The sequence below is a fragment of the Amycolatopsis sp. M39 genome, assembly GCF_001651785.1.
Taxonomy (GTDB): Bacteria; Actinomycetota; Actinomycetes; order Mycobacteriales; family Pseudonocardiaceae; genus Amycolatopsis; species Amycolatopsis rubida.
In genome coordinates, this window is sequence record NZ_LWSF01000027.1 from 70,375 (window position 1) to 95,911 (window position 25,537).

Consider the following 25,537-nt stretch of genomic DNA (forward strand, 5'->3'; position numbering starts at 1 on the left):
GCGCACGGTGCCAGGATCACCGAACTTGGACCAGAGCCGCACCGGGAGGACGAAACCCGCGGCGTCCCGCCCAGTCCCGGCTGGCCGAACTTCCGCCCAGCACCCATCCCGTCGGGATCACCCGCCCCCGGCCCGGGAGCAGCCCTCGCGGAACCACCGCACCCGATCGGTCCGGCACCCCAGCATCTCAATCCCTGATGCTGGACAACGACCTCCCGCACTTTCCCGCAAGGTCGGCCGAACCGCAGTGAAGCGTCCGCGGGACCACCGCATTCGATCAGTCCGGCAGCATGGGCATCTCCATCCCCGCCTCATGACTCAGCAACGCCGCCCGGGTCAACGCGGCCGCGCCGAAGCGGTTTCGCAGCGCGTCCACTGCTGAGTCCAGCGCAGTCGCCTCGACGGACATCGCCGGGCTGGACGGTTGGTCCAGTGGCAGCGCCAACTGCACCGCGCCATGGCTGTCGAGGTTCGAGAACGACAGGCCCAGCAACGTCAAACCCCGGTCGTACACCAGCGGTTGCGCCGCGGACAGCAGACCGCGGGCGGCGCACAACAGAGTCTCCGTGTGGTCGGTGCTGTCGGCGAGCGTGTGCGACCGCGTAGCACGGGTGAAGTCCGCGAAGCGCATTCGCAGCACCACCGTCCGGCATACCCGCGACGCGCCGCGCAACCGGCGCGCCAATCTGTCCACAATGGACACCACGATCTCGTCCAGCTCGGCCGGGGAGCGAGGACGACGGCCCAGTGCGCGTTGCGAGCCGATCGAGCGGCGGCGTTTTCCTGGGTGAACCGCGCGCGGGTCGCGACCGTGTGCCAGGGCATGCAGGTGGCGTCCGGAACCTGGGCCCAGCATGGAGATCAGCGCGGCCTCGGGCAGCTCGGCGACCTGGCGCACGGTGCGGACGCCGCGTTCCCGCAGCTTCGCCGACGTCACCTTTCCCACTCCCCACAACCGCTCCACCGGCAGCGGGTGCAGGAACTCCAACTCCCGTTCCGGCGGCACCACCAGCAGGCCGTCCGGTTTTGCGACGCCGCTTGCCACCTTCGCGAGGAACTTCGTGCGCGCCACCCCTACCGTGATCGGCAGCCCGACCTGCGCCAGCACCTCCGCGCGCAGGCGCACCGCGATCTCCGACGGCTGCCCGGCGATTCGCCGCAGACCGCCGACGTCCAAGAAAGCTTCGTCGATCGACACTCCTTCCACTGCCGGCGTCGTCTGCCGGAACACCTCGAACACCGCCTTGCTCGCCGCGCTGTAGACCGGCATCCGCGGCGGCACCACCACGGCATGCGGACACAACCGCCTGGCCTGCACCCCGCCCATCGCGGTGCGCACGCCCAACGCCTTGGCCTCGTAGCTCGCGGCCAGCACCACGCCACCGCCCACGATCACCGGCCTGCCGCGCAGCCGGGGATCGTCGCGCTGCTCGACCGAGGCGTAGAACGCGTCGAGGTCGGCGTGGAGGATCGGTCCTTCGCTCGTCACGAACATATGTTCGCATCGAACACCGACAAAAACCGCGCTCTGTTCAATCGAACGGAGTATAAGAATCTCCCGGAGCCCGGACGGAACACGCTAATCTCTCCCCGTGCGGCTCGTCCTGTTCGACCTCGACACCACGCTCGTCGATCGCGCGGAGGGGTTCCGCCGCTGGGTGTGGGAGTTCTGCGCGGAACACCGGCTCGCCGACGCGGACGCCGCGTGGCTCATCGCCGCCGACGACCGCGGGCGCGCCGACCGGGCCGCGTTCTTCAAGAACCTCCGCGAGCGCTTCGACCTGCAAATACCCGAGCTCGAAGACGCCTACCGCGACCGCCATCCCGCGCTCGTCCCCGTCGCGCCCGGCGTGCTGACCGGATTGCCCCGGCTGCGCGCGGCGGGCTGGCGGATCGGCGTCCTCGGCGAGGGCGAACCGCAGCTGTCCACGCTGCTGTGCACCGGAATCGCCGGACTCGTGGACGGCTGGGCACTCGCCGGGCCGGACGGACTGTCCACATCGGACCCGAAGCTGTTCGAGCTCGCCGCCGAACGCTGCGAGACCACGCTGGCGGACGCCTGGCTCGTCGGCGCGGACGTCGAACCCGCACGGTCCGCCGGATTGCACACCGTGCGAGTCGGCCCGGACTGCGACGCCGCCGCCGCGATCGCGCTGCTGCTTGAGAGTTAGTTCTCCGCGTCGATCTGCCAGGTGCCCTCGCGCTGCGACATCGTGTAGCGGTGCGTCTCTTTTTTCGAGCCGCCGTTCGGATAGTTGTAGGTGATCACGGCGGTGAGCTTGTTCTCGCCGGTGACCTCGACGTCGCTCGCGATCACCGAGGTGAACCGGCCCCACCACGCCTTGTACTCGTCGAAAGTCTGATTCTTGTGCGAGGCGCGGAACGCGTCGCTGATCATGGACCAACCGCGCTCCAGATTGCTCGGCAGGTACGAGAAGTAAGCGCGCAGCGCGGAAGCCATCGCGTCCGGAGAGTTCGCCGCGGAACTGGACGACGGCGGGCTGCTCGACGAAGGCGGACTCGACGGCTGCGTCGACGGTGACGCCTTCGAAGCAGACGAAGGCGCCGGAGCGTGGGAAGCCGCGGAACTCTCGGCGGCCGACTGGTTCGCAGCCGGATTTTCCTCCCCGTGGTTGCGGGTGAGGACGACAGTGACGATCACGGCGATCACGACGAGCAGCGCGCCCGCCCCGGCGAAGATCATCCCGCGGCGTCTTCGGTCCGAGCCCGCGGGCGGCGCGGCGGCAGCGCCCGCGTCCGGAACCGCGACCGTGGCAGGCACCGCCGGCGGGGTGGCCTCCGGCAGCGTCGGCGGTTCGGGAACCGTCGCGACCGGGGTGACGCCGCCGTCGAGTTTGCGCAGTTCGGTGACCACCTCGGCCATCGACGGCCGGTCCTCCGGCTTGAGCTCCAGCAGCTTCAGCAGCAGCGGCTCCAGCTTCCCGGCCTGTTTCGGCGGGTTGATCGAACCGCTGGAAACCCGGTACAGCAAGGCGATCGCGTTGTCCGCGGTGCCGAACGGCGGATCGCCCTCCACCGCCATGTACAGCGTCGCGCCGAGGGCGAACACGTCGGAGGCGAACGTCGCTTCCTCGCCGCGAGCGACCTCGGGCGCGAGGAACGCGGGCGTGCCGGAGATTTCGCCGGTCGCGGTGAGCGTGACGTCGCCGACCGCGCGGGAAATGCCGAAGTCGGTCACCTTGACCGTGCTGCCGTCGTCGCCGAGCAGGACGTTGCCGGGTTTGACGTCGCGGTGCACGATGCCCGCCCGGTGCGCGGCGGCGAGCACGCCCGCCAGCTGCACCCCGAACGGAATCGCCTCGTCGACGGTCAGCGGGCCGTCCTCGCGCAGTTTCACCGCGAGGCTGCGCGAGGGCAGGTACTCCATGATCAGCCACGGGCGGTCCTCGTGCTCGACCACGTTGAACACCGAGATGGCGTTCGGATGCTGCAGCCGGGCGGCGATGCGGGCCTCGCGCATGGCGCGGTTGCGGGCTTCCTCGACCTTGTCCTCGCCCTGGTTCACGGGCATGAGGAGTTCCTTCACCGCGACGACGCGGCCGAGGATCTTGTCCTCCCCGCGCCAGACCATCCCCATCGCGCCGCTGCCGATCAGTTCGGCGAGCTCGTAGCGACCGGCGACCTGCCGGCTCTCCTCGGTCAACGGAAAACCCTTCGGTGCGACATCATCCACGGACGGCGATCACCCAGTTTTCCACGGACGGCCGGAGCCGGATCCGCGACCCACCCACGCCGGGCCGGGGTTGCTCCGGGTGGCCGAGTCACGACAGGGTGAGCGCATGACCACGACAGCGCCGTCTTTCCGGAGTGTGTTCCGGATGGGCGAATTTCGTGCGCTTTGGCTCGCGCACGTGCTGTCGGTGGCAGGTGATCAACTAGCACGAGTCGCGCTGACTGTGTTGGTGTTCAACCGAACGGCGTCCGCTGGCTGGGCCGCCGGGACGTACGCGCTCACCTATTTGCCGGACCTCCTCGGCGGTGCGCTCGGCGGGCTCGCCGACCGGTTCCCGCGCCGCACCGTGCTCGTGGTCGCCGATGTCGTGCGCGCATTGCTGGTCGCGTTGATGGCGATTCCCGGCCTGCCTTGGCCGGTCGCCGCGGGACTGCTCGTGATCGTGCAACTCGCGGCCGGACCGTTTCAGGCGGCTCGGCAGGCGGTCCTGCCGGACATGCTGGGCGAGGAGAAACTGGCGACCGGTCAAGCGATTCTCTCCTCGACGTACCAGGCCGCACTGGTGATCGGCTTCGGCGCGGGCGCCGCGGTGGTCGCGTGGCTCGGGGTTTCGGGCGCGCTGTGGGCGGACGCGGTGACATTCGCGGTGTCGGCAGCCGCGCTGCGCTGGGGTTTGCGGTTGTACCCGGTTTCGAAGGTGGCCGAGCACCCGCCGCAATGGGCGTCGCTGAAGGCTGGTTGCCGGCTTGTCGCGCGGGACCGGAAACTGCGGTCGTTGCTGGCGATCGCGTGCTGCTGCGGGTTTTACGTGGTGCCGGAGGGTTTGGCCGTGCCAGTGGCCGCACAACTCGGCGGCACGGGCGTGCTCGGCTGGCTGCTGGTGGCGAACCCGGTCGGGACGCTGCTCGGCGCGCTGCTGATCAGCCGGTTGCCGCGGGCCCGGCAGGTGCGATGGCTGGGTCCGCTCGCGGTGGCGAGCAGTCTCGTCCTGCTGCCGACCGGCTGGACGCCCGCTGTGCCGGTGGTCGTCGCACTCTGGACGGTGTCCGGGATGTTCTCCGCGCACGACTTGATCACCCAGGTGCAGTACAGCCTCGCCGCGCCGCCGGAACAGCGCGGCCAGGTGATCGGAGTCGCGATCGCGGCGTTGCGAGCGGCGCAAGGCCTGACGATCGCCGCCGCGGGCGCACTGGCGCTGGCCTTCGCGCCGACGACGGTGGTCGCGATCGCCGCCGTCGCTGGGGCAGGGTGCGCCGCTTTGGCCGGGATCGCATGGGCGCGGGCGGTGCGAGCGGACCGCGCGGTGCGGCCCCGCCGAACTCCCCTCGACGGGGCCACCCCACCTCCCGCGCCGTAATCCGCGGAACGGGTGCGCCGCGGGACTGGTTTCGGTCACGTCCAGTTGTTGTCACGCATGCCCTCTCACCTCCTCGTGGGGCGGGTTGAGGGCCGGTCAGCGGGTCCAGTTGTTGTCACGCATGGCGGGGCTCCTTTCGTGGCTCGGTGGGCGGTGGTTGGCGGGGTTCAGCGGGCCCAGTTGTTGTCGCGCACAGCAGCGGCTCCTTTCGCGGCTCGACGGGCGGTGGTTGGCGGGGCTCAGCGGGCCCAGTTGTTGTCGCGCACAGCAGCGGCTCCTTTCGCGGCTCGACGGGCGGTGGTCGGCAGGGCTCAACGGGCCCAGTTGTTGTCGCGCACAGCAGCAACTCCCTTCGCGAATTGGCAGGCAGTGGTCGGCAGGGTCAGCGGGTCCAGTTGTTGTCGCGCATGGCGGGGACTCCTTTCTTGGCTCGGTGATCGCGAGATTCAGCAGGTCCAGTTGTTGTCACGCATCGCGGGCGACTCCCTTCGCAGCTCGACGGTCAGCAATCAGCGGACTTCAGCGGTTCCAGTTGTTGTCGCGCACGACGGCAGCTCCCTTCCCGAATCAACGGTCAGCAATCAGCAGGTTCAGCGGATCCAGTTGTTGTCACGCACCGCGGCCACCTCCTTTCCGATCGACCGGCATGGACCGGCATCGACCGGCAGTCCTCAGCGGGTCCAGTTGTTGTCGCGCATCCCGCCGCCTCCTTTCCGCATCCCGGATTCCCGCCCCAGCCCCATTCACCAGTTGTTGTCCCGCACTGTGGGCACCTCCTCTCACCTGCGAAGACCGAAGTCTCGACCTCAAGTCGAGACCGCGAGGGAGACCGAGGTCACCGAAGAGCCGTCCAGTTGTTGTCGCTCACCGTCGTCACCTCCGTTTCAGAGTCGCGCCTTCGGCGGTTTTCGCACGTCACCGCCGGGGGAGCTGGTCACCGAAAGTGGCCATGAGGGTCCACTAGGGGCCCTCGCGGATCCCCTGGTCCGGCCCGGATTCGGCGCAGCTGTCCGCTACTCACAGTGGCCACCTCCCCTCGCCGGCCGCCGGGCGCTGGGCTGTCCGGGCGAAATCGCCCCGGTGCTTCCCAGAGTCCGGACGACAGGCAGCACACAACGCGCCTCGTCGTTTACCGTAGAAGCCAATCGGGTGAGGTGAAGAGTGCGCGGACGAGTTGCCGGGTGGTTCACAGGCTGGCGCCTATGGCGGTTGCCCTCTCACGTCCGCAGGTACGTGCTGCTGGTGAACGTCGTGGCAGTGGGCACCACCCTCGCCACCGCGTGGCTCGCGCCGGTGCGGCACATCGACCTGGTCCGCTTCGGGGTTCTCGCCGTGTGCGCGGCGCTCGCGATCGAGGCGACCCGGCACATCGAACGGCAGCGCGAGTACAGCCGAGCGCCCACTGTCGCGTACGTCGACACCAAGGCCGTGTGGAGCATCGCCGCCGTGGTGGCGCTGCCGGCGATCCTCGCGTCGGCGATGGTCGTGCTCACCTACGCCGTCGCGTGGTGGCGGATCTGGCCGCGTGAACGGCCGGTCCTGCCGCACCGCTGGATTTTCTCCTGCGCGTCCGTCCTGTGCGGGACGCAAGCCGCCGTCGCGGTGCTCGCGCTCGGGATGCACGAGTACCCCGGGGTGCTCGCCGACGGCTTCGGTCCCGGCCTGGTCGACCTGATCGTCTTCGTGCTCGCGGCGGGATTGCGCTGGGCGATCAACACCGCGCTCGTGATGGTCGCGATCGCGCTGTCGAGCCCGCCGCGGTCGTTCGCCGAGCTGTTCTCCGGTTTCGGCGACCAGCTCCTCGAAGCGGNTCGAAGCGGGCGCGATCGGGCTCGGCCTGGTCACCGCGGCGCTCCTGCTGCTGGCCAACCCGCTGATCCTGGCGGGCGTCGTGATCGCGCTCGTGGCACTGCACCGCGGGCTGCTGCTCACCCAGTTCCAGCGCGACGCGCGCACCGACGTCACCACCGGGCTGGCCACCAAACGCTGGTGGCGCACGGTCGCCGAGCGCTACCTCGAACGCGCGCGGGCGAACCAGGACAGCGTCGGCGTGCTGCTGCTCGACCTCGACCACTTCAAGGCGATCAACGACACCTACGGCCACCCCACCGGCGACCTGGTGCTGCGCGAGATCGCGCTGTCGCTGCGCGACGAGGTCCGCGAGCAGGACGTATGCGGCCGCTGGGGCGGCGAGGAGTTCGCGATCGCGCTGCCGGACATCCCGAGCGCCGAGCACCTCGGCCACATCGCCGACCGCATCCGGCGGCGGATCCCGCAGGTGATCGTCACGCTGCCGGGCCAGGACTCGGTGATCAGCGACCTGACCGTCTCGATCGGCTGCGCGCTGTACCCGGCCGAGCATCTCACCAGCGTCGACGACGTGCTGGTGGCCGCCGACGCCGCGCTGTACCGGGCCAAGCAGGCGGGCCGGAACCGGGTCGAGCTGGCGAGCGCTTGACCCTCGCCGAAAGCCACCGCTAGAACTCGTCGCATGGACTGGACTCTCGAGGTCGTCGTCGTCCCGGTAACCGACGTGGACCGGGCGAAAGCGTTCTACGTCGACCAGGTCGGCTTCCGGCTCGACCACGACATCGCCCCCGGCCCCGGGCTGCGCCTGGTGCAGCTGACTCCGCCGGGATCGGGCTGTTCGATCGTCCTGGGCAAGGGCGTGGTACCGGACATGGCACCGGGTTCGCTGAAGGGTCTGCAGCTGGTCGTCGCCGATGTGCGGAAAGCCCGCGAGGAACTGCTGGAACGCGGCGTCGAGGTCGGCGAACTCCAGGTCTACGGCTCGGATCCGGGCACCGGCGCGCTCGAAGACCTCGACAACATCGGGTTCATCCACTTCGCCGATCCCGACGGCAACAGCTGGTCGGTTCAGCAGATCTCCGCCCGCGCCACGAGCTAACCCACGGCCGCCAGTTCGGTCCGCAGGGTCCGGGCCGCCGGGGTCGCCGCTTGGCCGCGCGGCAGCACGAAGTCGACGCGGCGTTCGAGGGTCGCGTCGGTCAGGGTTTTCGCCCAGACACCGGACTCGCGGCCCTGGTCGGCGACCGCTTCCGGCAGGAACGCGAGCCCTGCGCCGCCTGCCACCAGGTCGAGCACGATGCCCCAGTCGTCGACCTCGAACACCCTCCTGCGACGCAGTCCGGCGTCCCGGAACAGCCGGTCCAGATCCGTCCGCACCGCCCAATATCGCGGCGGTTCAATGAACCGCTGATCGGTGAGGTCGCGCACGCTGACCGACGACGCGCGCCCCAGCGGATGGCCGCTCGCACCGGCCAGCACGATCGGTTCCACGGCGAGCGGCGTGACCTCGAGTTCCCGCGGCGCGGGCTCAGGTGCGGACAGCACGGCGCAGTCCAGCTGCCCGACACGGAGCAGGCGGAGCATCTCCTCGGTGGGCAGCTGGGACAGGGTGACGTCCAGGTCCGGATGCAGGACAGCCATCCGCGACAGCACCCCGGCCAGCGGGACCAGGTGCTCGACGTGGCTGAACACGCCCATCCGCAACCATCCGGTGAGCCTGCTGCTGGCCTGCCCGACCGCGTCGTACACGGCGGTGAAACTGCGCACCGCTTCCCGGGCGGCGGGGACGAGCGCGCGGCCTTCGGCGGTCAGCCGCGGCGGGCGCGTGCCCTTCACGTACAGGTGCACGCCGAGGTCGCTTTCCAGCGCGCGGATGGACGCCGAAATCCCGGACTGCACGATGAACTCCCGGCGGGCCGCCTGGGTGAAGCTGCCCTCCTCGGCCAGTGCGAGGAAATGGCGCAGGTGCCGGATGTCCACGACACACCATCTCTCAACTAGATAATAGAGATCTCTAACTGCTCTGCCACGGATACTAGTGCCGGATCAGCATGGAATACATGCACAACTCCACGCTGCCCACCGCGCCGGGAAGGCATCTGTCGCATTCCGCCGGGTTCTGGGTGGTCGCCTGCGCGTACGCGGCGCTCAGCGCGTTCGGCACCGCACCGACCCCGCTCTGGCCGATTTACCAGCAGGCCGACCGCTTCGGTGCGCTGTGGGTGACAGTCGCGTTCGCGATCATGGTCGTCGGGATCGTCGTGAGCCTGGTGTTCCTCGGCCATCTCTCCGACCGGCTCGGCAGGCGGCGGATCATCGCGCCCGCGCTGTTCGCCGCTCTGGCCGCGAGTTACGTCCTGATCGCCTCGACCAGCCTGGCCGCGTTGCTGGCCGGGCGGCTCCTGACCGGGCTCGGCATCGGACTGATGGCCGCGAGCGCCACGGCGTACCTCGCCGACCTGGACCGGCAGGCCCGGCCGCACGTCGCGGTGCCAAAACTGCCTGGGCTGGTTGCGGCAGGCGCCAGCCTCGGCGGTCTCGCGCTCGGCCCGGTGATCGCCGGGGCGCTCGCGGAATGGCTGCCTGATCCGTTGCGGCTGCCGTACGTCGTGCTCGGGCTGATCGTGCTGATCTGCCTCGCGTTCGTGCTGGTGACGCCGGAAACCGTCGACCTGGCCGCCGCGCCGCCGACGGTCGCGCCCCGGACGAATCTCCGTCCCGGCCAGCAGCGCGTGTTCACCGGGGCCGCTCTGCTCGGGTTCGCGGCTTTCGGGGCCACCGGAGTGTTTTCCTCGGTCGGAGCACTGGTGATCCGCGACGATCTCGGCATCCATGACGTGTTCGTCGGGGGCATGGCCACCTTCGCCGTGTTCGGCGCTTCCGCCGCGGCACAACTGGTTCTCAGCCGGTTAGGACCGCAGCAGCTCGTGGTTCTCGGCTCGGCGTGCTACCTCGTCGGTCTCGCGGCGACGGCAGTGTCCATTGCGGACCCTTCGCTCGCCTTGTTCCTGATCGCCGCCGCGGCGACAGGGGCCGGTGCCGGGATGCTGTTCAAGACCGGGCTTTCGCACTCGGCCGAATCCGCGGTGCCCGCCTCCCGCGCCGGGGTGCTCTCGGTGTTCTTCGTCGTGGCCTACCTCGGGATGGGACTCCCATCTGTCGCGTTTGGACTTGCCGTCGGCAGGTTCGGCTCCACCGCAACGATCATCGCGGTGAGCGTCGTGCTCGCGGCACTGGCAATCGCCGGTGCCGCACTGGTGTCGAACCGGCCTAGTCCACCAGCGCGCCGCAGCTGACGTTCACTGTCGCGGCGGTCATCGTCCGGGCTCGGTCGGACGCGACAAACGCCGCCACTGCGCCGACATCGGCCAGCGTCGCGGTGCGGCCGAGCATGGTCGGCTCGGCGAGTTCCGCGGTGAGTTCCTCGGCTCCCGGGAAACCCGCTGGGATGGTTTCCGGGACGCCGCCGGTCCGAAGGGTCACCGTGCGCACGCCATACCTGCCGAGTTCGGCGGCGAGCTGCCGGCGCATCGCTTCCAGCGCGGAGAAGCCGACTTGCAGACCGCCGACCGCGTGGTTGCGCACCGGATCGCCGTCTCCGCCGAAGAGGAGGACGACGCCGTTGCCTTGGCGCCTCATGTGCCGCCCCGCTGCGCGCATGGTGAGGAAGGTGGTGCGCACGCCGTTGACCACTGGTTGTTCGTAATCGGCCAACGACATCTCGACCAGGGGAGTTCCCTGGACGTCACCGTGGCTGATCACGTTCACCGAGATGTCGAGGCTTCCCGCGGCCTCGACAACCGCGTCGGCATGGGCGTCGACAGATTTCTCGTCGAGCGCGTCGACCACGGCGACATCGGCGGTACCGCCAGCAGCGCGGATGCCGTCGGCGACTCGATCCAGCTTCTCGCGGGTGCGTCCGGCCAGGAAGACTCGCGCCCCTTCCTCCGCGAATGCTCGCGCGAACGCGCCGCCGATCCCTCCGCCAGCGCCGTACACCACCGCGTTTTTGCCTTCGAGCAGCATCTTTCGGACTCCCTTCTCGTGCCTGTCACCAGTGCGTCGAGCGGGGAACCGGGGAATCGACATCGTTCTCAGGGGCGTTTCGCGCCCATCGGGTTGGGGATGGGAACACCTCCCCCGTCGATGATCCGCCTGCTGAGCGGGACGGCCAGCTCCAGCACCCGGTCGACACCTGCCGGGCCCAGTGCGTCGAGCGGGGCGGCGGCCAGCCGGTCGGTGGTTTCTTCGATGGTCCGGCGGACTTCCGCGCCCGCTGGGGTTAACCCGCCAGCGTCGAGCAGACCGCGCTCGACCAGGTTTGCCGTTGCCTCGGACCATTCCTCGCCGGTCCAGCCTCGGGCGCGCTGGACTTGTTCGCGACCGGTGGCTCCGGTGGCGATGTGGGTGAGGGTGGTTTCCAGCCCGGTCAGTCCGGAGGCGACGGCGGCCAGGACGTGGCCGTCACCGCGATGTTCGCGCAGGACAGCAGTCGCCAGCCACAACCGGGCCAGCGGCCGGTCCGGACGAGGCACCGCGGACCAGGCCGCGGCGAGCGGACGGGCGTCGAATCGGCAAGCGGCGACGGCTTGTTCCAGCAACGTGGCCAATTCGTCCACAGTGGACGGACCGAGCAGCCGAGTCAACGCCGCTTCGACCGCCTCCAGACGCGCGCGCAGTACCACGTCCGGAGAAGCGAACCTCCACGCGTCCGGCAGCGCTCGCTCGACCATCCGCGGTGCGAACCCGAAGAACATCGACGTGACCGGCTCCGGGCCGATCGGGCCGAGTGGCACCGCCCGGCCCGCGAAGTAGCCCATCCACCAGCCGCGCAAGCCGACCTCCTTCGCCGCCGCGGCGGGTTCCGGGGCGAAGTAGACGACTGCGTGGAGGGGTTCTATGGCTGTCCAGAGGGTTCGGGCCGGGTTCGGCTTCATGCGGCAGACTCTAAGCCCCGGGTACGACAAAAACGCCGCGCGAAAAGAAAGCCCGCCGCCCCGGAAGGGGGACGGCGGGCTGTGAAGCCGCAAGCCTCAGGCGAGTTCGAGGCCGTAGGACTGCAGTTCCAGAGTCAGCGGGTAGAAGTAGCTGGTCTGGGTGTCGCCGCCGGAGAGGGTGCCGAGGCCTTTGTCGCCGTCGTACGCCGGGCCGCCCGAGTCGCCGTGGTCGGTGTGGGCGGTGGTGCCGAACTCGTGGTTCAGGACGCCGACGTCGAAGTTGACCGACTCGTCCACCGAGGTGACCTCGCCGCTGCCGCCGCCGGTCGTCTGGCCCATCTTTTCGATCTGCTCGCCGACGGTCGGGGTGCCGGCGCTGGAGATCTTCTGGCCGGTGTTGATCGCGCCGTCGCCGGTGCCGTTCGGGCGGGTCAGCAGGCCGGAGTCGGCTCCGGGGCAGTCGCTTTCCACGACTTCCGCGCCCGAAACGTCGCCGCCGGACCAGGTGCCGCCCTCATTGGTGCAGTGGCCCGCGGTCAGCATGTACGGCTGGCCGCCCTTGGTCACGTTGAAGCCGAGCGAGCAGGTGAACTGGCCGTTGTTGATCGAGTCGCCGTCCGCGATGTAGGTGGACAGCTTGCCCGAGCGGTGCTCGACGCGCGCCGCGTCGCCCAGCTTCGCCGCGGCCGCCGCGACCTTGTCCTTCGTGGCCTGGGACGCCGAGTCGTAGATCTTCACCACGACCTGGTTGGTCTTGGTGTCGATGCCCCACGACGTCTGCGGCACGTTCTTGACGGTGTCCATCTGGTTCTTCGCGCCGGTGAGGGCGGTGAAGCTGTGCTTGACGAGCTTGGTCGCGTAGCCTGCGGCCTTGGCCTTCTCCTGCGCCGCGGCATCGGTGACGTTCAGCACCGCCTTGCCGCGTTCGAGGTAGATGCCGCCGTTTCCGGCGCCGAGCGTGTCGGCGACCTGCGTCGCCTGGGTGATCGCCTGTGCCTGCATCTGGGCGAACGCCATCGGGCTTGCCGAGGCGGCGTTCACGCACATGCCCGCGGTCAAGGCCGCGGCCGACAGTGCGGTGAATCCCGCGACGAGCGTCTTCCGGGAAGTCATCGATCTTCCTCCAGGTGGGCTGAAACCGACCGGTGGGACGCCCCACACTTTTGTTGCCCGGCAACCAACGCGAAACCGACGAAGGTTGGTTAATAACCAAAAAATGCGGACCAATCGGACACCGCTGGGCCGTTCGGACCACCTGGATACCCCGAACGGCACCGCTGACCTGTCTCAGTGCTGTCCGGGCCACCGGACGTGCTCGGCGTAGCCCTCGTTCTTGCGCAGATACCCGGCGATGAACGGGCACACCGGAACGATCACGCCGCCCCGCGACACCACGTCGTCCAGCGCGGCCTTCGCCAGCACCTTGCCGAGCNCCGATCTCCGTGTGCGTGAAGACGGTTTCGGTGTCCTTCGGGGTGAACTCGGCGAAGCCGGCGAGTTTGCCGTCCGCATACACTTCGTAGCGGTTTTCGCTGTCGTTGCGGGAGACCCGGGGTTCTTCTTCGCTCATCTTCGGCTCCTCGTTGGTCGGCGCCTCGATCTCCACCATCGAGCGACGCGGATGTACTCAGCGCCCATCAAAACAGCCCTCGTCCTCGGCCGCATGAGCGATGCGCGGCGACCGCAGGAGTGGCGTGCCCGCGCGGGCCTTCCGCCGCGCCGGTGCGGTCTGTTTGCCTCGTGGTGTCGGTACCTGCGACCGCGAGGGGAGCCCGCGTGCAACCGTTCGTCCTGCCCGAGTTCTATCTGTCATACCCGGCCCGGCTGAACCCGCACCTGGCCGGCGCGCGGAAGCACAGCAAGGCGTGGGCGTACACGATGGACATGATCGACGTGCCCCAGCACGGCACCGTCATCTGGAACGAGCGCGACCTCGACTCCCACGACTACGCCCTGTTGTGTTCCTACACCCATCCCGACGCCGCCCCGCGCGAACTCGACCTCGTCACGGATTGGTACGTCTGGGTATTCTACTTCGACGACCATTTCCTGGAACTGTTCAAACGCACCGGCGACATCGAACACGCCCGCGATTATCTCGACCGGATCGCTCGTTTCATGCCCGCCGAAGGCGAAATCACCGAAACCCCGGAAAACCCCGTCGAACGCGGCCTGGCCGACCTCTGGAACCGCACCATCCCGCACCGGTCAGCGGCCTGGCGGCGACGCTTCCGCGAAAGCACCCGCAACCTCCTCGACGAATCACTCTGGGAACTGGCCAACATCAACGAAAACCGGATCGCGAACCCCATCGAATACGTCGCCATGCGCCGCAAAGTCGGCGGCGCACCCTGGTCGGCGAACTTGATCGAACACTCCCTGAACGCCGAAGTCCCGGACGAGATCGCGGCGAAACGCCCGATGGAAGTCCTGCGCGACTGCTTCGCCGACGCTGTGCACCTCCGCAACGACCTCTTCTCCTACCAGCGAGAAGTCGAAGACGAAGGCGAACTGTCCAACAGCGTCCTGGTCTTCGAAAAATTCCTGGGCTGCACCACCCAAGAGGCAGCGGACGCGGTAAACGACTTGCTGACCTCGCGCCTGCACCAATTCGAGCACACCGCCCTCACCGAAGTCCCCGCCCTGTTCGACGAACACGGCGTGCGACCAGCCGGACGAGCCGAAACCTTCGCGTACGTCAAAGGCCTGCAAGACTGGCAATCCGGCGGACACGAATGGCATCTGCGCTCAAGCCGCTACATGAACGAAGGCGCCCTAGACGCCCGCGGCGGCCCAGAGTTACTCGGCGGCCCTTCCGGACTAGGCACCTCCGCCGCCCGAATCTTCCGCTCCGTCGCCACCACCGCCCCGCAACGCGCACGAGCTTTCACGCACCAACCCCACGAACAACTCGGCCCCGTCACCCGGCCCGCCTTGCCCTTGCCGTTCCCTCTGCGACTCAGCCCGCATTTAGCCGCGGCACGCAAGAAGATCGCCGATTGGCCACGCCGCATGGGCATCCTGTCCGAGGGAGTCTGGGACACTGCCCGTTTGCGCGCGGCCGATCTGCCACTGGTCGCCGCGGGCCTCTGCCCCGGCGCTCCCCCGGAACAGCTGTCCCTCACCAACGACTGGCTCACCTGGGCCACCTACGCCGACGACTACTACACCGAAGTCCTCGGACACGACCTGCCCGCCGCCAGGCTGACCACCGAACGCCTCAAACTCTTCATGCCCGCCGGCGGCACCCCCTCACCCGCACCGCGGACCGCACTGGAAACCAGCCTGGCCGACCTGTGGCAACGCACCACCGGCACCCTGAACACCACCGAACGCGAAACTTTCCACGCCACAGTCGAGTCCATGCTCGACGCCTGGGTGTGGGAACTGGCCAACCAGTCCCAAAACCGCATCCCGGACCCGGTCGACTACGTCGAAATGCGCCGCCGCACCTTCGGCTCCGACCTGGTGATCAGCATCAGCCGGCTGGCCGGCAGCCGCACCGTGCCACCGGAAATCCAGCGGAACCGAGTCATCGAAGCACTGGAGGATTCGGCCGCCGACTACGCCTGGCTGGTCAACGACTTGTTCTCCTACCGCAAGGAAATCGAGTACGAAGGCGGACTGCACAACGCCGTGCTGGTAGTCCGTTCCTTCCTGGACGTGGAGCAGGATCGAGCCATCCGCGTCGTCGCCGACCTGGCAGAAGCAAGACTCGCCGAGTTCCGGCACGCAGTAGACGTAGGCCTGCCCCGCCTCTTCGCCGACTACAGCCTTGACGCGAAAGCACAGGACGCGCTCACCCAGTACGCAAGCCTGCTGAAGAACTTCATGACCGGCATCGCGAACTGGCACCGCGAATGCGCCCGGTACACCGACGAGGAGCTAGACCGAGTCCGAAACACCCCCGTCCGCCCCGAGCGGGATGACGCCGCGAAGCCGCCGGACTTCGCCAAAGCCATGCAACACCCAGGCTGCACCGGCACTCCGCCGGTCCCGCTTGGCGCGAAACCCCGCCTCCACCTGGGCGCAACCGGCCTAGGCACCCAATCCTCGCACATTCCCGCCCCAGCCCGGCCCACCCCGCACTGACGAGTTACGTGAGGGCCACCCTCATTGACTCTGATTCCCGCAGGTTCCCCTCACGACCCTCCACCGGCCCGCGAGGGTTCCCCTCACGTACCGCCGCCGACGCACCCACCATCGAGGCACCCAGCCCCTCCCCCGCACCCCGATCCGAAGCCTCCCGTCAGCACAATCAGCTTCGGGGTGCCCCACGCCAGCGACCGGGCGCGATGTCGCCCCCAGGCGACGAGCCACTCCACAGGGTGCCCCCCACCACTCCGCCGAGCATCTCCCCGCGCATCCAGCAATACTCGAACCCGTGACCAGCCCGAACCTCCACTTCCTAGGCCACGCGTCGACCCGCGTGGAACTAGCCGGCCAGGTCGCCCTCACCGATCCAGTCCTCACCCGCTGGGTAGGCCCCCTGACCCGAGTCGCCCCGAAACCGGACGTCTCCGCCTGGACCGCCGTCGACGTCGTCCTCATCTCCCACCTGCACGGCGACCACCTCCACCTCCGCTCCCTGAAACTCCTGGGAAAAGCCACCAGAATCGTCGTCCCCAGAGGCGCGGGCTCCTGGCTGGCCAGGCGAGGATTCACCGAGGTGGAAGAACTCTCCCCAGGTCAAACCATCACCAGCGGCCCGATGCACATCACCGCCACCGAAGCGATCCACTCAGGCCACCGCTGGGGCCCTCGCCTCACCCACGGCCCGCAAAGTCCCGCCCTTGGCCACCTCCTGGAGGCCGGCGACCAGCGGATCTACTCCGCGGGCGACACCGACCTCTTCCCCGGCATGGCCGATCTGGGCCCAGTCGACGTAGCCCTCCTCCCCGTCTGGGGCTGGGGCCCGAACCTCGGCCCAGGCCACCTGACCCCGGAGCGAGCCGCCGAAGCCGCCGCACTGCTCCAGGCCCGCACGGCGGTTCCGGTCCACTGGGGAACCCTCGCCGTCCCGGGCATCCACCGCACCGCCAGGATGCGCCAGCTCCTCGTGGAACCCCCGCGCACCTTCGCGCACCACGTCCGCTGCAAAGGCCTGGACACCGAGGTCCTGCACACCCGCCCCGGCTCCGACGTCCTGCTCCCCACCCGCGAGGAGCGCGGGTGAATTGGACAGACCCGTCAGCGATCGGCTACCCGGCGCTGTTCGGCGGAGTACTGCTCGGCTCCGTGATCCCGATCGTCCCGACCGGCGCGGTCGTCGGGGCGGCGGCCGCGGTCGCGATGACCACCGACCACCTCTCGCTCCCGCTGGTGATCCTGCTGGCGGTAGCGGGCGCGTACCTGGGCGACGTGATCACCTTCGCCGTCCCGAGGTTCGGCAGTGAACCCCTCCTGCGTTTCGTAGAACGCCGCCAGCAGGCCGAACGCCTCGCCAAAGGCCGCGAGCAGTTCGCGAGACGCGGCTGGCAGCTCGTGGTGATCGGCCGCCTGGTGCCCGCCGGGCGCATCCCGGTGCTGCTCGCCGCGGGCACGCTCGGCTATCCCTGGCGCAAGTTCCTGCCGTCCGGCCTGCTGGCGTGCGTGCTGTGGGCGGTAGCGTACTCGCTGCTGGGCATCCTCAGCGGCGGCATCTTCGACTCGCCGCTGATCGCGACGCTGCTCGCCACCGTCCTGGTGCTGCTGGTGACCGTGCTGACCACGCTGATCTCCAAGAAACGGGCGGCCAACCAGACAGGAGGGCACCGATGACGACACCTGCTCCGGCGAAGGGCCGGTTGTTGCGCGGCGGCCGGGTCGTCGCGCGGCTCCTGCTGGTCTGGGCGGCGGTCACCGGCGCGTTGCGGCTGCTCGACGCCTGGCTCGACGGCTTCACGATGCAGTCGTGGTGGCAGCCGACGGTGTGCGCGCTGATCCTCGGCCTGCTCGTGTCCGTGGTGTGGCCGCTCGTGGTGCGGGTGGTGTGGCCGATCGCGTACTTCACCCTCGGCGTCGGCACGTACATCCTGCTCAGCGCCGCGGCGTTGGCGATCCTCCAGGCCGTACCCGGCGTTGAGCTGCACGGCTTTTCGACGGCGGTCGTCATCACCGTCGCGATGTCCGCGGTGGGCGCGGTGATCTCCAGCGTGCTGGCCGTCGACGAGGACGAGATCTTCTTCCGCCGCGCCGCTCGCCGCCGACGGAAAGCAAAGGACCGTACCGATTTCGCCGATCAACCGCCTGGCGTGGTCTTCCTGCAGATCGACGGGCTCGGTTACGACACCGTCCGCCGCGCCGTGCGGGACGGGGACATGCCGACCTTCGCCAGGTGGCTGTCCGAGGGCACGCACTCGCTCACCCGCTGGCACACCGACTGGAGTTCGCAGACCGGGGCGAGCGTGTGCGGGATCCTGCACGGTTCGAACCACGACATCCTGGGTTTCCGCTGGTACGAAAAGGATCGCGACCACGTCATGGCGTGCGCGCATCCATCCGACGCGGCCGAGATCGAGCGGCGGCACAGCGACGGGCGCGGCCTGCTGTCGATCGGCGGCGCGAGCCACGGCAACCTCTTCTCCGGCGACGCCTCGCACGTCAGCCTGACCATGAGTTCGGTGCCGGTGCTCACGCCGCGCAAGCGTCGCCAGGACCGGGTCGGCGCTGGGTATCGCGCCTACTTCGCCAACCCGGTCAACGTGTTGCGCACCTTCGGTGTCGCGCTCGCCGACGTCGTCCGCGAACTGTCCGCGGCCGCCAAACAGCGGCGCGCCGGCGTGCTGCCGCGGATCCCGCGCGGCGGCGTCTACCCGCTCGCCCGGCCGGGCACGACGGTGATCGCGCGCGACGTCGTGGTGTCCGCGATCATCGGCGACATGCTCGCCGGGCGGCCGGTGGTGTACGCCGATTTCCTCGGCTACGACGAGGTCGCGCACCACTCCGGCATCGAACGGTTCGACACGCTGGAGGTGCTGCGGTCGATCGACCAGCAGTTCGCGCGGCTGCTGCGGGCCGGCCGGCTCTCGCCGCGGAAGTACCACATCGTCGGGCTGTCGGACCACGGGCAAACGCAAGGCCAGGCGTTCGTCGACCGATTCGGGGAGACGGTCGAGGCGCTCGTCGGACGACTCTGCGGCGGCGAACCCGTTGCCGGGCAAGGAAAGCGCCGGCAGGCGGAAAGCTGGCAGGTCAACGCGGCACTCGCCGAAGCGACCGCGACCGGCGGCCTGATCGCGCGACGGTTGCGCGCCAGGGTCGAAGGCGCGGAAGGAGCCGAGAACCGGCCGCGCACCGCCACTGGCTCGCCGGGGCAGGTCACGCGGGTGGCTCCCGGGGTCGTCGCCGTCGTGTCCGGGCATCTGGCGATGGTGTCGTTCACCGAGCACGAGGGCCGGGTCGAGCTGGAGACGATCGAACGCGAGCACCCGGACCTGCTGCCGACGCTGGTCGACCACGACGGCGTCGGGTTCCTGCTGGTCCGCAGCCGCGAATTCGGTCCGGTGGTGCTCGGCCGCGACGGAGTGCAGCGGCTCGCCACCGGGGTCGTGATCGGCGAAGACCCGCTGGCCTGCTACGGCCCGTACGCCGCCGAACTGGTCCAGCGCGTCGACAGTTTCCCGCATTGCGCGGACATCATGATCAACAGCCGGTACGACGCGGACTCCGACCAGTCCTCGCCGTTCGAACGGCACGTCGGCTCGCACGGCGGGCTCGGCGGACCGCAGCAGCGCGGCTTCCTGCTGCATCCGCGAGAATTCCCGGCCCCCGGCGAACCCGTCGGCGCGGAAGCTGTGCACCGCGTGTTCCGCGACTGGCTCACCTTCCTCGGCCATCCGGAACCCGGTGCGACCGAAGACAAACCCGCTGTCGTCCCCTCGGAGGTAGTCTCATGAGCAACCTGATCGTCTACGGCGCGAGCTGGTGCCCGGACGTCAAACGCAGCCGCGCGCTGCTCGACGCGAAGGCCGTCGAATACGACTACGTGGACGTCGAGACCGAACCCGCCGCCGAAGCCCGCGTACGCGAACTGCAGGACGGCGCTCGCCGGATCCCGACCATCGTCTTCGCGGACGGCAGCCACCTCGTGGAGCCGAGCGACGACGAGCTGAACGCGCGCCTCTCGCAGTGACTCCGCTGACGGAACTCCCGCTGGGCACGCGGGTAGTCGTGCGATACCGGATCGAGGGCGGGTTCACCGACGCTCTCGGTCCCTTGCGCGCCCGTGACACCGACACCTGCACGGTCGAGACCAAACGCGGCCTCGTCGTCGTCCCGTTGGCCGCGGTGGTCGCGGCCAAACCCGTGCCGCCGGCACCACAGCGGAAATCGAGTGGCCCGCCCGCGCCGAATTTGTGACGATCACCGGATGCGCACCTTCGACGAACTGGTGGACGAGGCCGCGTCGGTGCCGGTGGACGGCTGGGATTTCTCCTGGCTGGACGGCCGGGCCAGCGAACAGCGGCCGTCCTGGGGCTACCAGCGGCTGCTCGGCGAACGGCTGCGGGACGTCCAGTCCGTTGTGGACATCCAAACCGGCGGCGGCGAAGTGCTCGCCGGTGTGCCGGTGCTGCCGCCGCTGACGGTCGCCACCGAATCGTGGCCGCCGAACCTGGAGAAGGCAGCCGCGTTGCTGGAACCCCGTGGCGCGACCGTTGTCGCGGACACGGACGAGCCGCCGCTTCCGTTTCTGGACAACACGTTCGAAATGGTCGTCAGCAGGCATCCGGTCACTGTGTGGTGGGACGAGATCGTCCGGGTCCTCAAGCCCGGCGGCGGCTATCTGTCGCAGCAGGTCGGGCCGTGGAGTGTGTTCGAGCTGGTCGAGTACTTCCTCGGGCCGCAGACGCCGGAAGTGCGCAACAGCCGGCATCCGGATCGGGCGAAGGCCGAAGCGGAGCAGGCCGGGCTGGAAGTGGTGGATCTGCGGTTCGAGGAACTGCGCACTGAGTTCCACGACATCGGCGCGGTGATTTACTTCCTGCGCAAGGTGATCTGGATGGTGCCGGGGTTCACGGTGGAGGGGTATCTGCCGCGGTTGCGGGAGCTGCACGAGGAGCTGCGGGAGGGGGCGTTCGTGGCGACGACCACTCGGTATCTGATTGAGGCGCGCAAGTCCTCGTGAGCGGCAATCCCGGTTCTAACCGGGATAAACCACTCACGACACCCTGCTGACCGCCGCCTCGATGCNCGATGCCGTCCGCCAGCACCGCCACCCCAGCCTCGAAACTCAGCCGCGCCTCGTGCTCCAGATAGGACGCCCCCGCAGGCGGCGGCGCACCTTCCTCGCCCAGCCGCGCGACATTCGGGTACCGCTCCGCCAGATCCGGGGCCAGCTCGCCGAGCGCGGACGTCCGCGCGCGCCACCAGTCCTCATCGGACAGTCCGGTTTCCTTCAGCGCCAGCCGCGATTCGGCGGCGATCTGCACCGCGCCACGCACGACGTTGAGCAGCACACCCACCAGCCGCCGGACCTGACCGGCGGGCAAGCCGGTCGCGAACAGCACCCGCAGCACCGTTTCCTGCATCCGGAACTCCCCCGGACCCAGCACCGGTCGCGCGTAGGACACCTGCAACAGCCATGGGTGGCGCACATGGAATTCCCACAGGTCGCCGGCCAGTTCGAGCAAAGCGGGACGCCAGCCGCCGGACAGGTCGTGATCGTCGCGCAGATCGCCGAACACCTGGTCGCACATCAGGTCGATCAGCTCGGTCTTGCTCGGCACGTACGTGTACAGCGCCATCGCCGTGCGCCCGAGCCGCTCCCCGACCGCCCGCATCGACAACGCCGACATGCCCTCGGCGTCCGCGAGTTCGATCGCCGCGCCCACGATGCGATCCACGCTCAGCACAGGTTTCGGCCCCGGCGCGCTGCGCGGTTCGCTGCCCGCGCGCCACAGCAGCTCCATCGAACGGCGGGCGTCGCCCTGCCCCGCGAACACGACCACCGGCGACCCCTTTCCCCTTACAGGATAAAGGACCGCCGGGGCCGCTGGCTCAGCCGTCCACCTCGATCGCGAGCGCGGGGCAGAGCTGCGCCGCCTCTTTCGCCTGCGCGTGCAGCTCCGCGGGCGGGTTTTCCCGCAGCAGCACCACGATCCCGTCCTCGTCGCGCTGGTCGAACACCTCGGGCGCGACGAGCACGCATTGCCCGGCGCCGACGCAGCGGGACTGGTCGATGACCACCTTCATCCCACGACTCCTTTCACCAGGTCACGGGGAGTTCGTGCACCCCGTAGACGACCATGTCGTGCTTGAACTTCAGCTCCTCCAGCGGCTTCGCCAGCCGCAGCGTCGGGATCCGCCGGTAGAGCGTCCGGTAGACCACCTGCAGTTCGACCCGCGCGAGCGGCTGGCCGAGGCACTGGTGCACGCCGTAGCCGAACGCGACGTGGTGGCGTGCCTTGCGGGTGACGTCGAGCTTGTCCGGCGCGGGGAACTGCGTCTCGTCGCGGTTGGCGATATCGGTGGCCGCGACCAGACCCTCGCCCTTGCGGACGGTCTGCCCGCCGACTTCCAGGTCTTCGAGCGCGACGCGGCGGCGTCCGGAGTGGACGATCGTCAGGTAGCGCAGCAGCTCCTCGACCGCGTTGGCCAGCAAGGCGTCGTCACCGTCGCGGACTGCGGCGAGCTGGTCCGGGTTCTCCAGCAGCGCGACCGTGCCGAGCGCGATCATGTTCGCCGTGGTCTCGTGACCCGCCACGAGCAGCAGCTGCCCCATCGTGGCCGCTTCCTCGACGGTCATCGCGCCGGTGGCGACCTGGCCGGTCGCGAGACGGCTGAACACGTCATCGGCCGGGTCGTCGATCTTCTTCTCGACCAGCCGCGCGAGATAGTCGAGCAGTTCCTCCGCCGCGGCGAGCGACTCTTCGGCGGTCGCCTCCCGCGAGACCAGAATTTTGCTGCAGCGGTGAAAGAAATCGCGATCGTCGTAGGGCACGCCGAGCAGCTCGCAGATGACCAGCGAAGGCACCGGCAGCGCGAACGCCTGCACGAGGTCGGCGGGTTTCGGACCGGCCAGCAGCTCGTCGAGCAGCTCGTCGACGATCTGCTGAATCCGCGGCCGCATCCGCTGAACCTTCTTCACCATGAAATCGCCGGTGAGCAGCCGTCGCTGGGCGGCGTGCTCCGGATCGTCCATGCCGATGAACGATTTGAACCGGCTGCGCCGCGCCTTGAGCCCTGGCGTCTGCGACGGATAGCCGGCGCGGTCGGGATCGGCGCTCACCCGCGGGTCGGTGAGCATCGCTCGGACGTCTTCGTAGCGGGTGAACAGCCACGGTTCGCTGCCGTCCCAGATCCGCACGCGCGACACCGGCTCGTCGCGCAGCTTGCGGTCGAGTTCGGGCGGCGGGTCGAACGGGCAGCGCCCGCGCGACATCGGGAACTGCTCTACGGGCCGGGCATCGGCCATCACAGCCTCCTGAAGAAGTCACCAAACGATTGTTCGGATACTTACCGAACACATGTTAGGCGATTTGGTGAACGATTGCCCAGACCCGGGTCCAAAGATCACCGGGATGGCCGTGGACAAGAGGCTGAAAGCGGGCGAAACCGCCCGTGACTCAAGCGAAAATGAGGGCCAGCAGCTCGTCGGCGAAGTTCACCACGGCGTCCTCGCCCGGCCGCCTTCCAGCCGAATGGAACAGCGCTACCCGGCCGTGCGCGCCCACGAACGCGATCACCCCGGCGCGTTCGGCGGGCACCCGGAGCGCGGTGCCGGACTCCGCGCAGCGGGCGAACGCCGCGCCGATCAGGTCGACGAGATCGATCGTCGGACCGTGCGGCCGGACATCCGGCGAGGTGCGTCTCGCCCCGTTGGCGGTCATCAGCCGGTAATGGCCGGGGTTGTCCATCGCGAACCGGCAGTACGCGTGCAGCAGCGCACGCAGCCTGCCCACCGCATCATCGGCGGGAACCCGGGATTCGGCGGCTTCCATCGCGAGCCGCAACCGGCCGAACTCGTGCTCGGCGAGCCCGGTGACGAGCGCGGCGCGGTCGCTGAAGTGCTGGTAGATGCTGGCCGGGGCGATGCCGACGGCGCGGGCGACCCCGCGGATGGTGAGCGCGTCCTCGCCGTCGAGTTCCGACAGGAGCCTGCTGGCCGCGGCGAGGATCTCCCCGCGCAGCCGCTCGCCCTCGCCCCAGCGGTTGCGCGTGCGGGCCTGGACTTCTTCGGACACTCGCCCATTGTTACCGCTCTCGGTGGGCCGCACCGCTCCGGCCCGCCGCGGATGTCGATCGTTTCGTAGCCCGTCAGCCATCCGAGGTTCACCAACTGGGCGAGGGCGGCCGATAGCGTTCGCCGGTGGACGATCAGGGGTGGCTGGACGACTTCCAGCGGCGGATTGACGAGATGCAGGCGAAAAGCGCTGCCCTGCAAGAGACATTGAGCACCGCGGAGGGCCGCGCCAAGTCCGGCGACGGGCTGGTGTCGGTTTCGGTCGCCCCGAACGGCGCGCTCAAGAACCTCGAGATCGACGACCGCGCCCTGCGGCACGGCGGCGCCCGGCTGACCGCGTCGATCATGGACGCCTACGGGAAGGCGCAGCGCCAGGTGTCGCGCGACGTCATCGACGCGTTCGAGCCGATCGCAGGCGACAGCGAGATGATGAACGTGGTCAAGTCGTATCTGCCGGAGCCCGAGGAAGAACCGGAGCCGCCGCGGTCCGAACCGCCCGCCCGGCACTCGGGACCTCCGCCGGGCAGCACCACTCCGCCGGGCAGCGCGGCCTACGGACGTCCGATGCCGCCGCCGGGCGGCGCGACGCACAGCCGTCCGCCGATGCCGCCTCCCGGCACCACCCCGCCGCCTCCGCCCCCGGCGGCTCCCGAACCGCCCCGGCCGACGTCCGGCCCGCACCGCAGGCGCGCCGCGGGCGAGGACGACGACGAGATGCAGCCGTGGTGACCTCACTCACGAGCCAGTTGTCAACCCGCCACTAGTGCTGGGAAATCACCAGTTGCCAGATCGTACGAATGGGGGGTCACATACCGGGACCTTCTACCTACTTTGGGTTGAGCGCGCGCAAACCCGGCAAACTCCCCCATCCCCCCAGGAGCTTTCTTATGTCCAGGAAGTTCGTGCTGTCCGGCGCGGTCGCACTAGCTCTGGCCGCCGCCCCGCTCTCGGGTGCCGTAGCGGTCGCCGCTCCGGCTCAGTCCGCCGCCGCGACCACCACGGTCTACTACTCGACGTCAGGCGCACCGTCGTTCCGGGCCGCGATCAACGCGGGCGCGGCGAACTGGAACCGTGCGGTGACCAACGTGAAGCTGGTCGAGCGTTCGTCCGGGGCCACGCTGCGCTACACCGAGGGCAATGACCCGCGCGGCTCGTACGCGCAGACCGACGGGCACGGCCACGGCACCATCTTCATCGACTACTCCCAGGCCCAGCAGTACGACAACACGCGGATCACCGCGCACGAGACCGGTCACGCGCTCGGCCTGCCGGACCACTACTCGGGCCCGTGCTCCGAACTGATGTCGGGCGGCGGCCCCGGCCCGTCCTGCCGCAACGCCAACCCGAACTCCCAGGAAGCCTCTCGCGTGCAGCGGCTGTGGGCCAACGGGCTCAGCGCGGTCTCCGGACCGCAGCAGCGGATTTACGACCACTCGCCGGTCGGCTGACACACAGCTGAGCGAGCGGCGGCCGGGTGCGTCCCGGCCGCCGCTTCGTTGTCGAGGGGTTCGCTGTCAGACAGCGCCGTTCAGGCCCCGGCCGAGGTCGGAATCCTCCTCATTCCGCCGAGACAGAGC

25 protein-coding genes and 1 pseudogene are annotated in these 25,537 nt (G+C 69.2%); 14 read left to right on the plus strand and 12 right to left on the minus strand.

Going from position 1 to position 25,537, the window contains the following annotated elements; translation table 11 throughout:
- Positions 1-277 precede the first annotated feature (277 nt).
- Complete coding sequence (dinB, locus tag A4R44_RS37355; RefSeq protein ID WP_067591704.1) at positions 278-1,495, minus strand: DNA polymerase IV; 1,218 nt, start codon at positions 1,493-1,495, stop codon at positions 278-280.
- 97 nt (positions 1,496-1,592) lie between these two features.
- Here dinB and A4R44_RS37360 point away from each other — a divergent pair, with 97 nt between their 5' ends.
- Positions 1,593-2,171 carry an HAD family hydrolase gene (locus tag A4R44_RS37360; RefSeq protein ID WP_067591707.1) on the plus strand — a complete coding sequence of 193 codons (579 nt, stop codon included), beginning with the start codon at positions 1,593-1,595 and terminating at the stop codon, positions 2,169-2,171.
- Here A4R44_RS37360 and A4R44_RS37365 read toward each other — a convergent pair.
- Positions 2,168-3,664, minus strand: a complete 1,497-nt coding sequence (locus A4R44_RS37365) for a serine/threonine-protein kinase (protein WP_067591826.1) — start codon at positions 3,662-3,664, stop codon at positions 2,168-2,170. The two genes, A4R44_RS37360 and A4R44_RS37365, sit on opposite strands and share 4 nt — an antisense overlap.
- 136 nt (positions 3,665-3,800) lie before the next feature.
- Between A4R44_RS37365 and A4R44_RS37370 the strand changes: the two genes are divergently transcribed.
- On the plus strand, positions 3,801-5,051 hold the full coding sequence (locus A4R44_RS37370) for an MFS transporter (RefSeq protein ID WP_067591710.1): 1,251 nt from the start codon (positions 3,801-3,803) through the stop codon (positions 5,049-5,051).
- A 1,217-nt stretch (positions 5,052-6,268) separates the two neighbouring features.
- Here A4R44_RS37370 and A4R44_RS51255 read toward each other — a convergent pair.
- Positions 6,269-6,544 carry a hypothetical protein gene (locus A4R44_RS51255; protein ID WP_232791952.1) on the minus strand — a complete coding sequence of 92 codons (276 nt, stop codon included), beginning with the start codon at positions 6,542-6,544 and terminating at the stop codon, positions 6,269-6,271.
- A 398-nt stretch (positions 6,545-6,942) separates the two neighbouring features.
- Between A4R44_RS51255 and A4R44_RS51260 the strand changes: the two genes are divergently transcribed.
- Complete coding sequence (locus A4R44_RS51260; RefSeq protein ID WP_232791953.1) at positions 6,943-7,509, plus strand: GGDEF domain-containing protein; 567 nt, start codon at positions 6,943-6,945, stop codon at positions 7,507-7,509.
- Positions 7,510-7,542: 33 nt separating this feature from the next.
- Positions 7,543-7,959 carry a VOC family protein gene (locus A4R44_RS37380; RefSeq protein WP_067591712.1) on the plus strand — a complete coding sequence of 139 codons (417 nt, stop codon included), beginning with the start codon at positions 7,543-7,545 and terminating at the stop codon, positions 7,957-7,959.
- Here the strand turns inward: A4R44_RS37380 and A4R44_RS37385 are convergent.
- Positions 7,956-8,840, minus strand: coding sequence for a LysR family transcriptional regulator (locus A4R44_RS37385; RefSeq protein ID WP_067591715.1), 885 nt, complete (start codon positions 8,838-8,840; stop codon positions 7,956-7,958). The two genes, A4R44_RS37380 and A4R44_RS37385, sit on opposite strands and share 4 nt — an antisense overlap.
- Before the next feature lie 80 nt (positions 8,841-8,920).
- Between A4R44_RS37385 and A4R44_RS37390 the strand changes: the two genes are divergently transcribed.
- Positions 8,921-10,156 (plus strand): MFS transporter, encoded by a 1,236-nt coding sequence (locus A4R44_RS37390; protein WP_157905089.1) that lies wholly within the window; start codon positions 8,921-8,923, stop codon positions 10,154-10,156.
- Here A4R44_RS37390 and A4R44_RS37395 read toward each other — a convergent pair.
- The 4 genes from A4R44_RS37395 to A4R44_RS51265 form a co-directional block, all read right to left on the minus strand.
- On the minus strand, positions 10,131-10,886 hold the full coding sequence (locus tag A4R44_RS37395; RefSeq protein WP_067591718.1) for an SDR family NAD(P)-dependent oxidoreductase: 756 nt from the start codon (positions 10,884-10,886) through the stop codon (positions 10,131-10,133). The genes A4R44_RS37390 and A4R44_RS37395 overlap by 26 nt on opposite strands.
- A gap of 68 nt (positions 10,887-10,954) precedes the next feature.
- Entirely contained in the window at positions 10,955-11,797 is an 843-nt protein-coding gene (locus A4R44_RS37400) for a hypothetical protein (RefSeq protein WP_067591721.1), read from the minus strand.
- 96 nt (positions 11,798-11,893) lie between these two features.
- A complete protein-coding gene (locus A4R44_RS37405) occupies positions 11,894-12,910 on the minus strand; it encodes a S1 family peptidase (protein ID WP_067591724.1) in 1,017 nt (338 codons plus the stop codon).
- Between the two features lie 174 nt (positions 12,911-13,084).
- Entirely contained in the window at positions 13,085-13,219 is a 135-nt protein-coding gene (locus tag A4R44_RS51265; RefSeq protein WP_232791954.1) for an N-acetyltransferase, read from the minus strand.
- A 354-nt stretch (positions 13,220-13,573) separates the two neighbouring features.
- Between A4R44_RS51265 and A4R44_RS37415 the strand changes: the two genes are divergently transcribed.
- From A4R44_RS37415 to A4R44_RS37445, 7 genes are all read left to right on the plus strand, one after another.
- Positions 13,574-15,889 (plus strand): Geosmin synthase, encoded by a 2,316-nt coding sequence (locus tag A4R44_RS37415; RefSeq protein WP_067591726.1) that lies wholly within the window; start codon positions 13,574-13,576, stop codon positions 15,887-15,889.
- Positions 15,890-16,181: 292 nt separating this feature from the next.
- Positions 16,182-16,973, plus strand: coding sequence for an MBL fold metallo-hydrolase (locus A4R44_RS37420; RefSeq protein WP_067591728.1), 792 nt, complete (start codon positions 16,182-16,184; stop codon positions 16,971-16,973).
- Positions 16,970-17,557: a DedA family protein gene (locus A4R44_RS37425; protein ID WP_067591731.1), complete on the plus strand. Its 588-nt coding sequence runs from the start codon at positions 16,970-16,972 to the stop codon at positions 17,555-17,557. The genes A4R44_RS37420 and A4R44_RS37425 overlap by 4 nt, the downstream gene beginning before the upstream one ends.
- Positions 17,554-19,674 carry a phage holin family protein gene (locus A4R44_RS37430; protein WP_067591734.1) on the plus strand — a complete coding sequence of 707 codons (2,121 nt, stop codon included), beginning with the start codon at positions 17,554-17,556 and terminating at the stop codon, positions 19,672-19,674. The genes A4R44_RS37425 and A4R44_RS37430 overlap by 4 nt, the downstream gene beginning before the upstream one ends.
- Entirely contained in the window at positions 19,671-19,910 is a 240-nt protein-coding gene (locus A4R44_RS37435; RefSeq protein ID WP_067591737.1) for a glutaredoxin domain-containing protein, read from the plus strand. The genes A4R44_RS37430 and A4R44_RS37435 overlap by 4 nt, the downstream gene beginning before the upstream one ends.
- Positions 19,907-20,137, plus strand: coding sequence for a hypothetical protein (locus A4R44_RS37440; protein ID WP_067591740.1), 231 nt, complete (start codon positions 19,907-19,909; stop codon positions 20,135-20,137). Before A4R44_RS37435 ends, A4R44_RS37440 begins: the two co-directional genes overlap by 4 nt.
- Before the next feature lie 10 nt (positions 20,138-20,147).
- Positions 20,148-20,903: a methyltransferase domain-containing protein gene (locus A4R44_RS37445; protein WP_067591744.1), complete on the plus strand. Its 756-nt coding sequence runs from the start codon at positions 20,148-20,150 to the stop codon at positions 20,901-20,903.
- 67 nt (positions 20,904-20,970) lie between these two features.
- On the opposite strand, the pseudogene A4R44_RS37450 reads toward A4R44_RS37445, so the two are convergent.
- From A4R44_RS37450 to A4R44_RS37465, 4 genes and pseudogenes are all read right to left on the minus strand, one after another.
- Positions 20,971-21,726, minus strand: a pseudogene (locus tag A4R44_RS37450) (TetR/AcrR family transcriptional regulator); the annotation flags it as partial.
- 49 nt (positions 21,727-21,775) lie between these two features.
- Complete coding sequence (locus A4R44_RS37455) at positions 21,776-21,970, minus strand: ferredoxin (RefSeq protein ID WP_067591748.1); 195 nt, start codon at positions 21,968-21,970, stop codon at positions 21,776-21,778.
- Positions 21,971-21,983: 13 nt separating this feature from the next.
- Complete coding sequence (locus A4R44_RS37460; protein ID WP_067591751.1) at positions 21,984-23,192, minus strand: cytochrome P450; 1,209 nt, start codon at positions 23,190-23,192, stop codon at positions 21,984-21,986.
- 151 nt (positions 23,193-23,343) lie between these two features.
- Positions 23,344-23,961 (minus strand): TetR/AcrR family transcriptional regulator, encoded by a 618-nt coding sequence (locus tag A4R44_RS37465; protein ID WP_093574171.1) that lies wholly within the window; start codon positions 23,959-23,961, stop codon positions 23,344-23,346.
- A gap of 125 nt (positions 23,962-24,086) precedes the next feature.
- Between A4R44_RS37465 and A4R44_RS52105 the strand changes: the two genes are divergently transcribed.
- Positions 24,087-24,689: a YbaB/EbfC family nucleoid-associated protein gene (locus A4R44_RS52105; RefSeq protein ID WP_067591755.1), complete on the plus strand. Its 603-nt coding sequence runs from the start codon at positions 24,087-24,089 to the stop codon at positions 24,687-24,689.
- Between the two features lie 158 nt (positions 24,690-24,847).
- Entirely contained in the window at positions 24,848-25,408 is a 561-nt protein-coding gene (locus A4R44_RS37475) for a snapalysin family zinc-dependent metalloprotease (RefSeq protein WP_067591757.1), read from the plus strand.
- The last annotated feature ends 129 nt before the right edge of the window (positions 25,409-25,537 follow it).

What these genes read in the sequence shown, in the direction of transcription:
- dinB (WP_067591704.1), bottom strand. Translation starts at nt 1,495, where the DNA reads ATGTTCGTGACGAGCGAAGGACCGATCCTCCACGCCGACCTCGACGCG.
- A4R44_RS37370 (WP_067591710.1), top strand. Translation starts at nt 3,801, where the DNA reads ATGACCACGACAGCGCCGTCTTTCCGGAGTGTGTTCCGGATGGGCGAA.
- A4R44_RS37380 (WP_067591712.1), top strand. Translation starts at nt 7,543, where the DNA reads ATGGACTGGACTCTCGAGGTCGTCGTCGTCCCGGTAACCGACGTGGAC.
- A4R44_RS37390 (WP_157905089.1), top strand. Translation starts at nt 8,921, where the DNA reads ATGCACAACTCCACGCTGCCCACCGCGCCGGGAAGGCATCTGTCGCAT.
- A4R44_RS37395 (WP_067591718.1), bottom strand. Translation starts at nt 10,886, where the DNA reads ATGCTGCTCGAAGGCAAAAACGCGGTGGTGTACGGCGCTGGCGGAGGG.
- A4R44_RS37400 (WP_067591721.1), bottom strand. Translation starts at nt 11,797, where the DNA reads ATGAAGCCGAACCCGGCCCGAACCCTCTGGACAGCCATAGAACCCCTC.
- A4R44_RS37405 (WP_067591724.1), bottom strand. Translation starts at nt 12,910, where the DNA reads ATGACTTCCCGGAAGACGCTCGTCGCGGGATTCACCGCACTGTCGGCC.
- A4R44_RS37430 (WP_067591734.1), top strand. Translation starts at nt 17,554, where the DNA reads ATGACGACACCTGCTCCGGCGAAGGGCCGGTTGTTGCGCGGCGGCCGG.
- A4R44_RS37435 (WP_067591737.1), top strand. Translation starts at nt 19,671, where the DNA reads ATGAGCAACCTGATCGTCTACGGCGCGAGCTGGTGCCCGGACGTCAAA.
- A4R44_RS37445 (WP_067591744.1), top strand. Translation starts at nt 20,148, where the DNA reads ATGCGCACCTTCGACGAACTGGTGGACGAGGCCGCGTCGGTGCCGGTG.
- A4R44_RS37455 (WP_067591748.1), bottom strand. Translation starts at nt 21,970, where the DNA reads ATGAAGGTGGTCATCGACCAGTCCCGCTGCGTCGGCGCCGGGCAATGC.
- A4R44_RS37460 (WP_067591751.1), bottom strand. Translation starts at nt 23,192, where the DNA reads ATGGCCGATGCCCGGCCCGTAGAGCAGTTCCCGATGTCGCGCGGGCGC.
- A4R44_RS37475 (WP_067591757.1), top strand. Translation starts at nt 24,848, where the DNA reads ATGTCCAGGAAGTTCGTGCTGTCCGGCGCGGTCGCACTAGCTCTGGCC.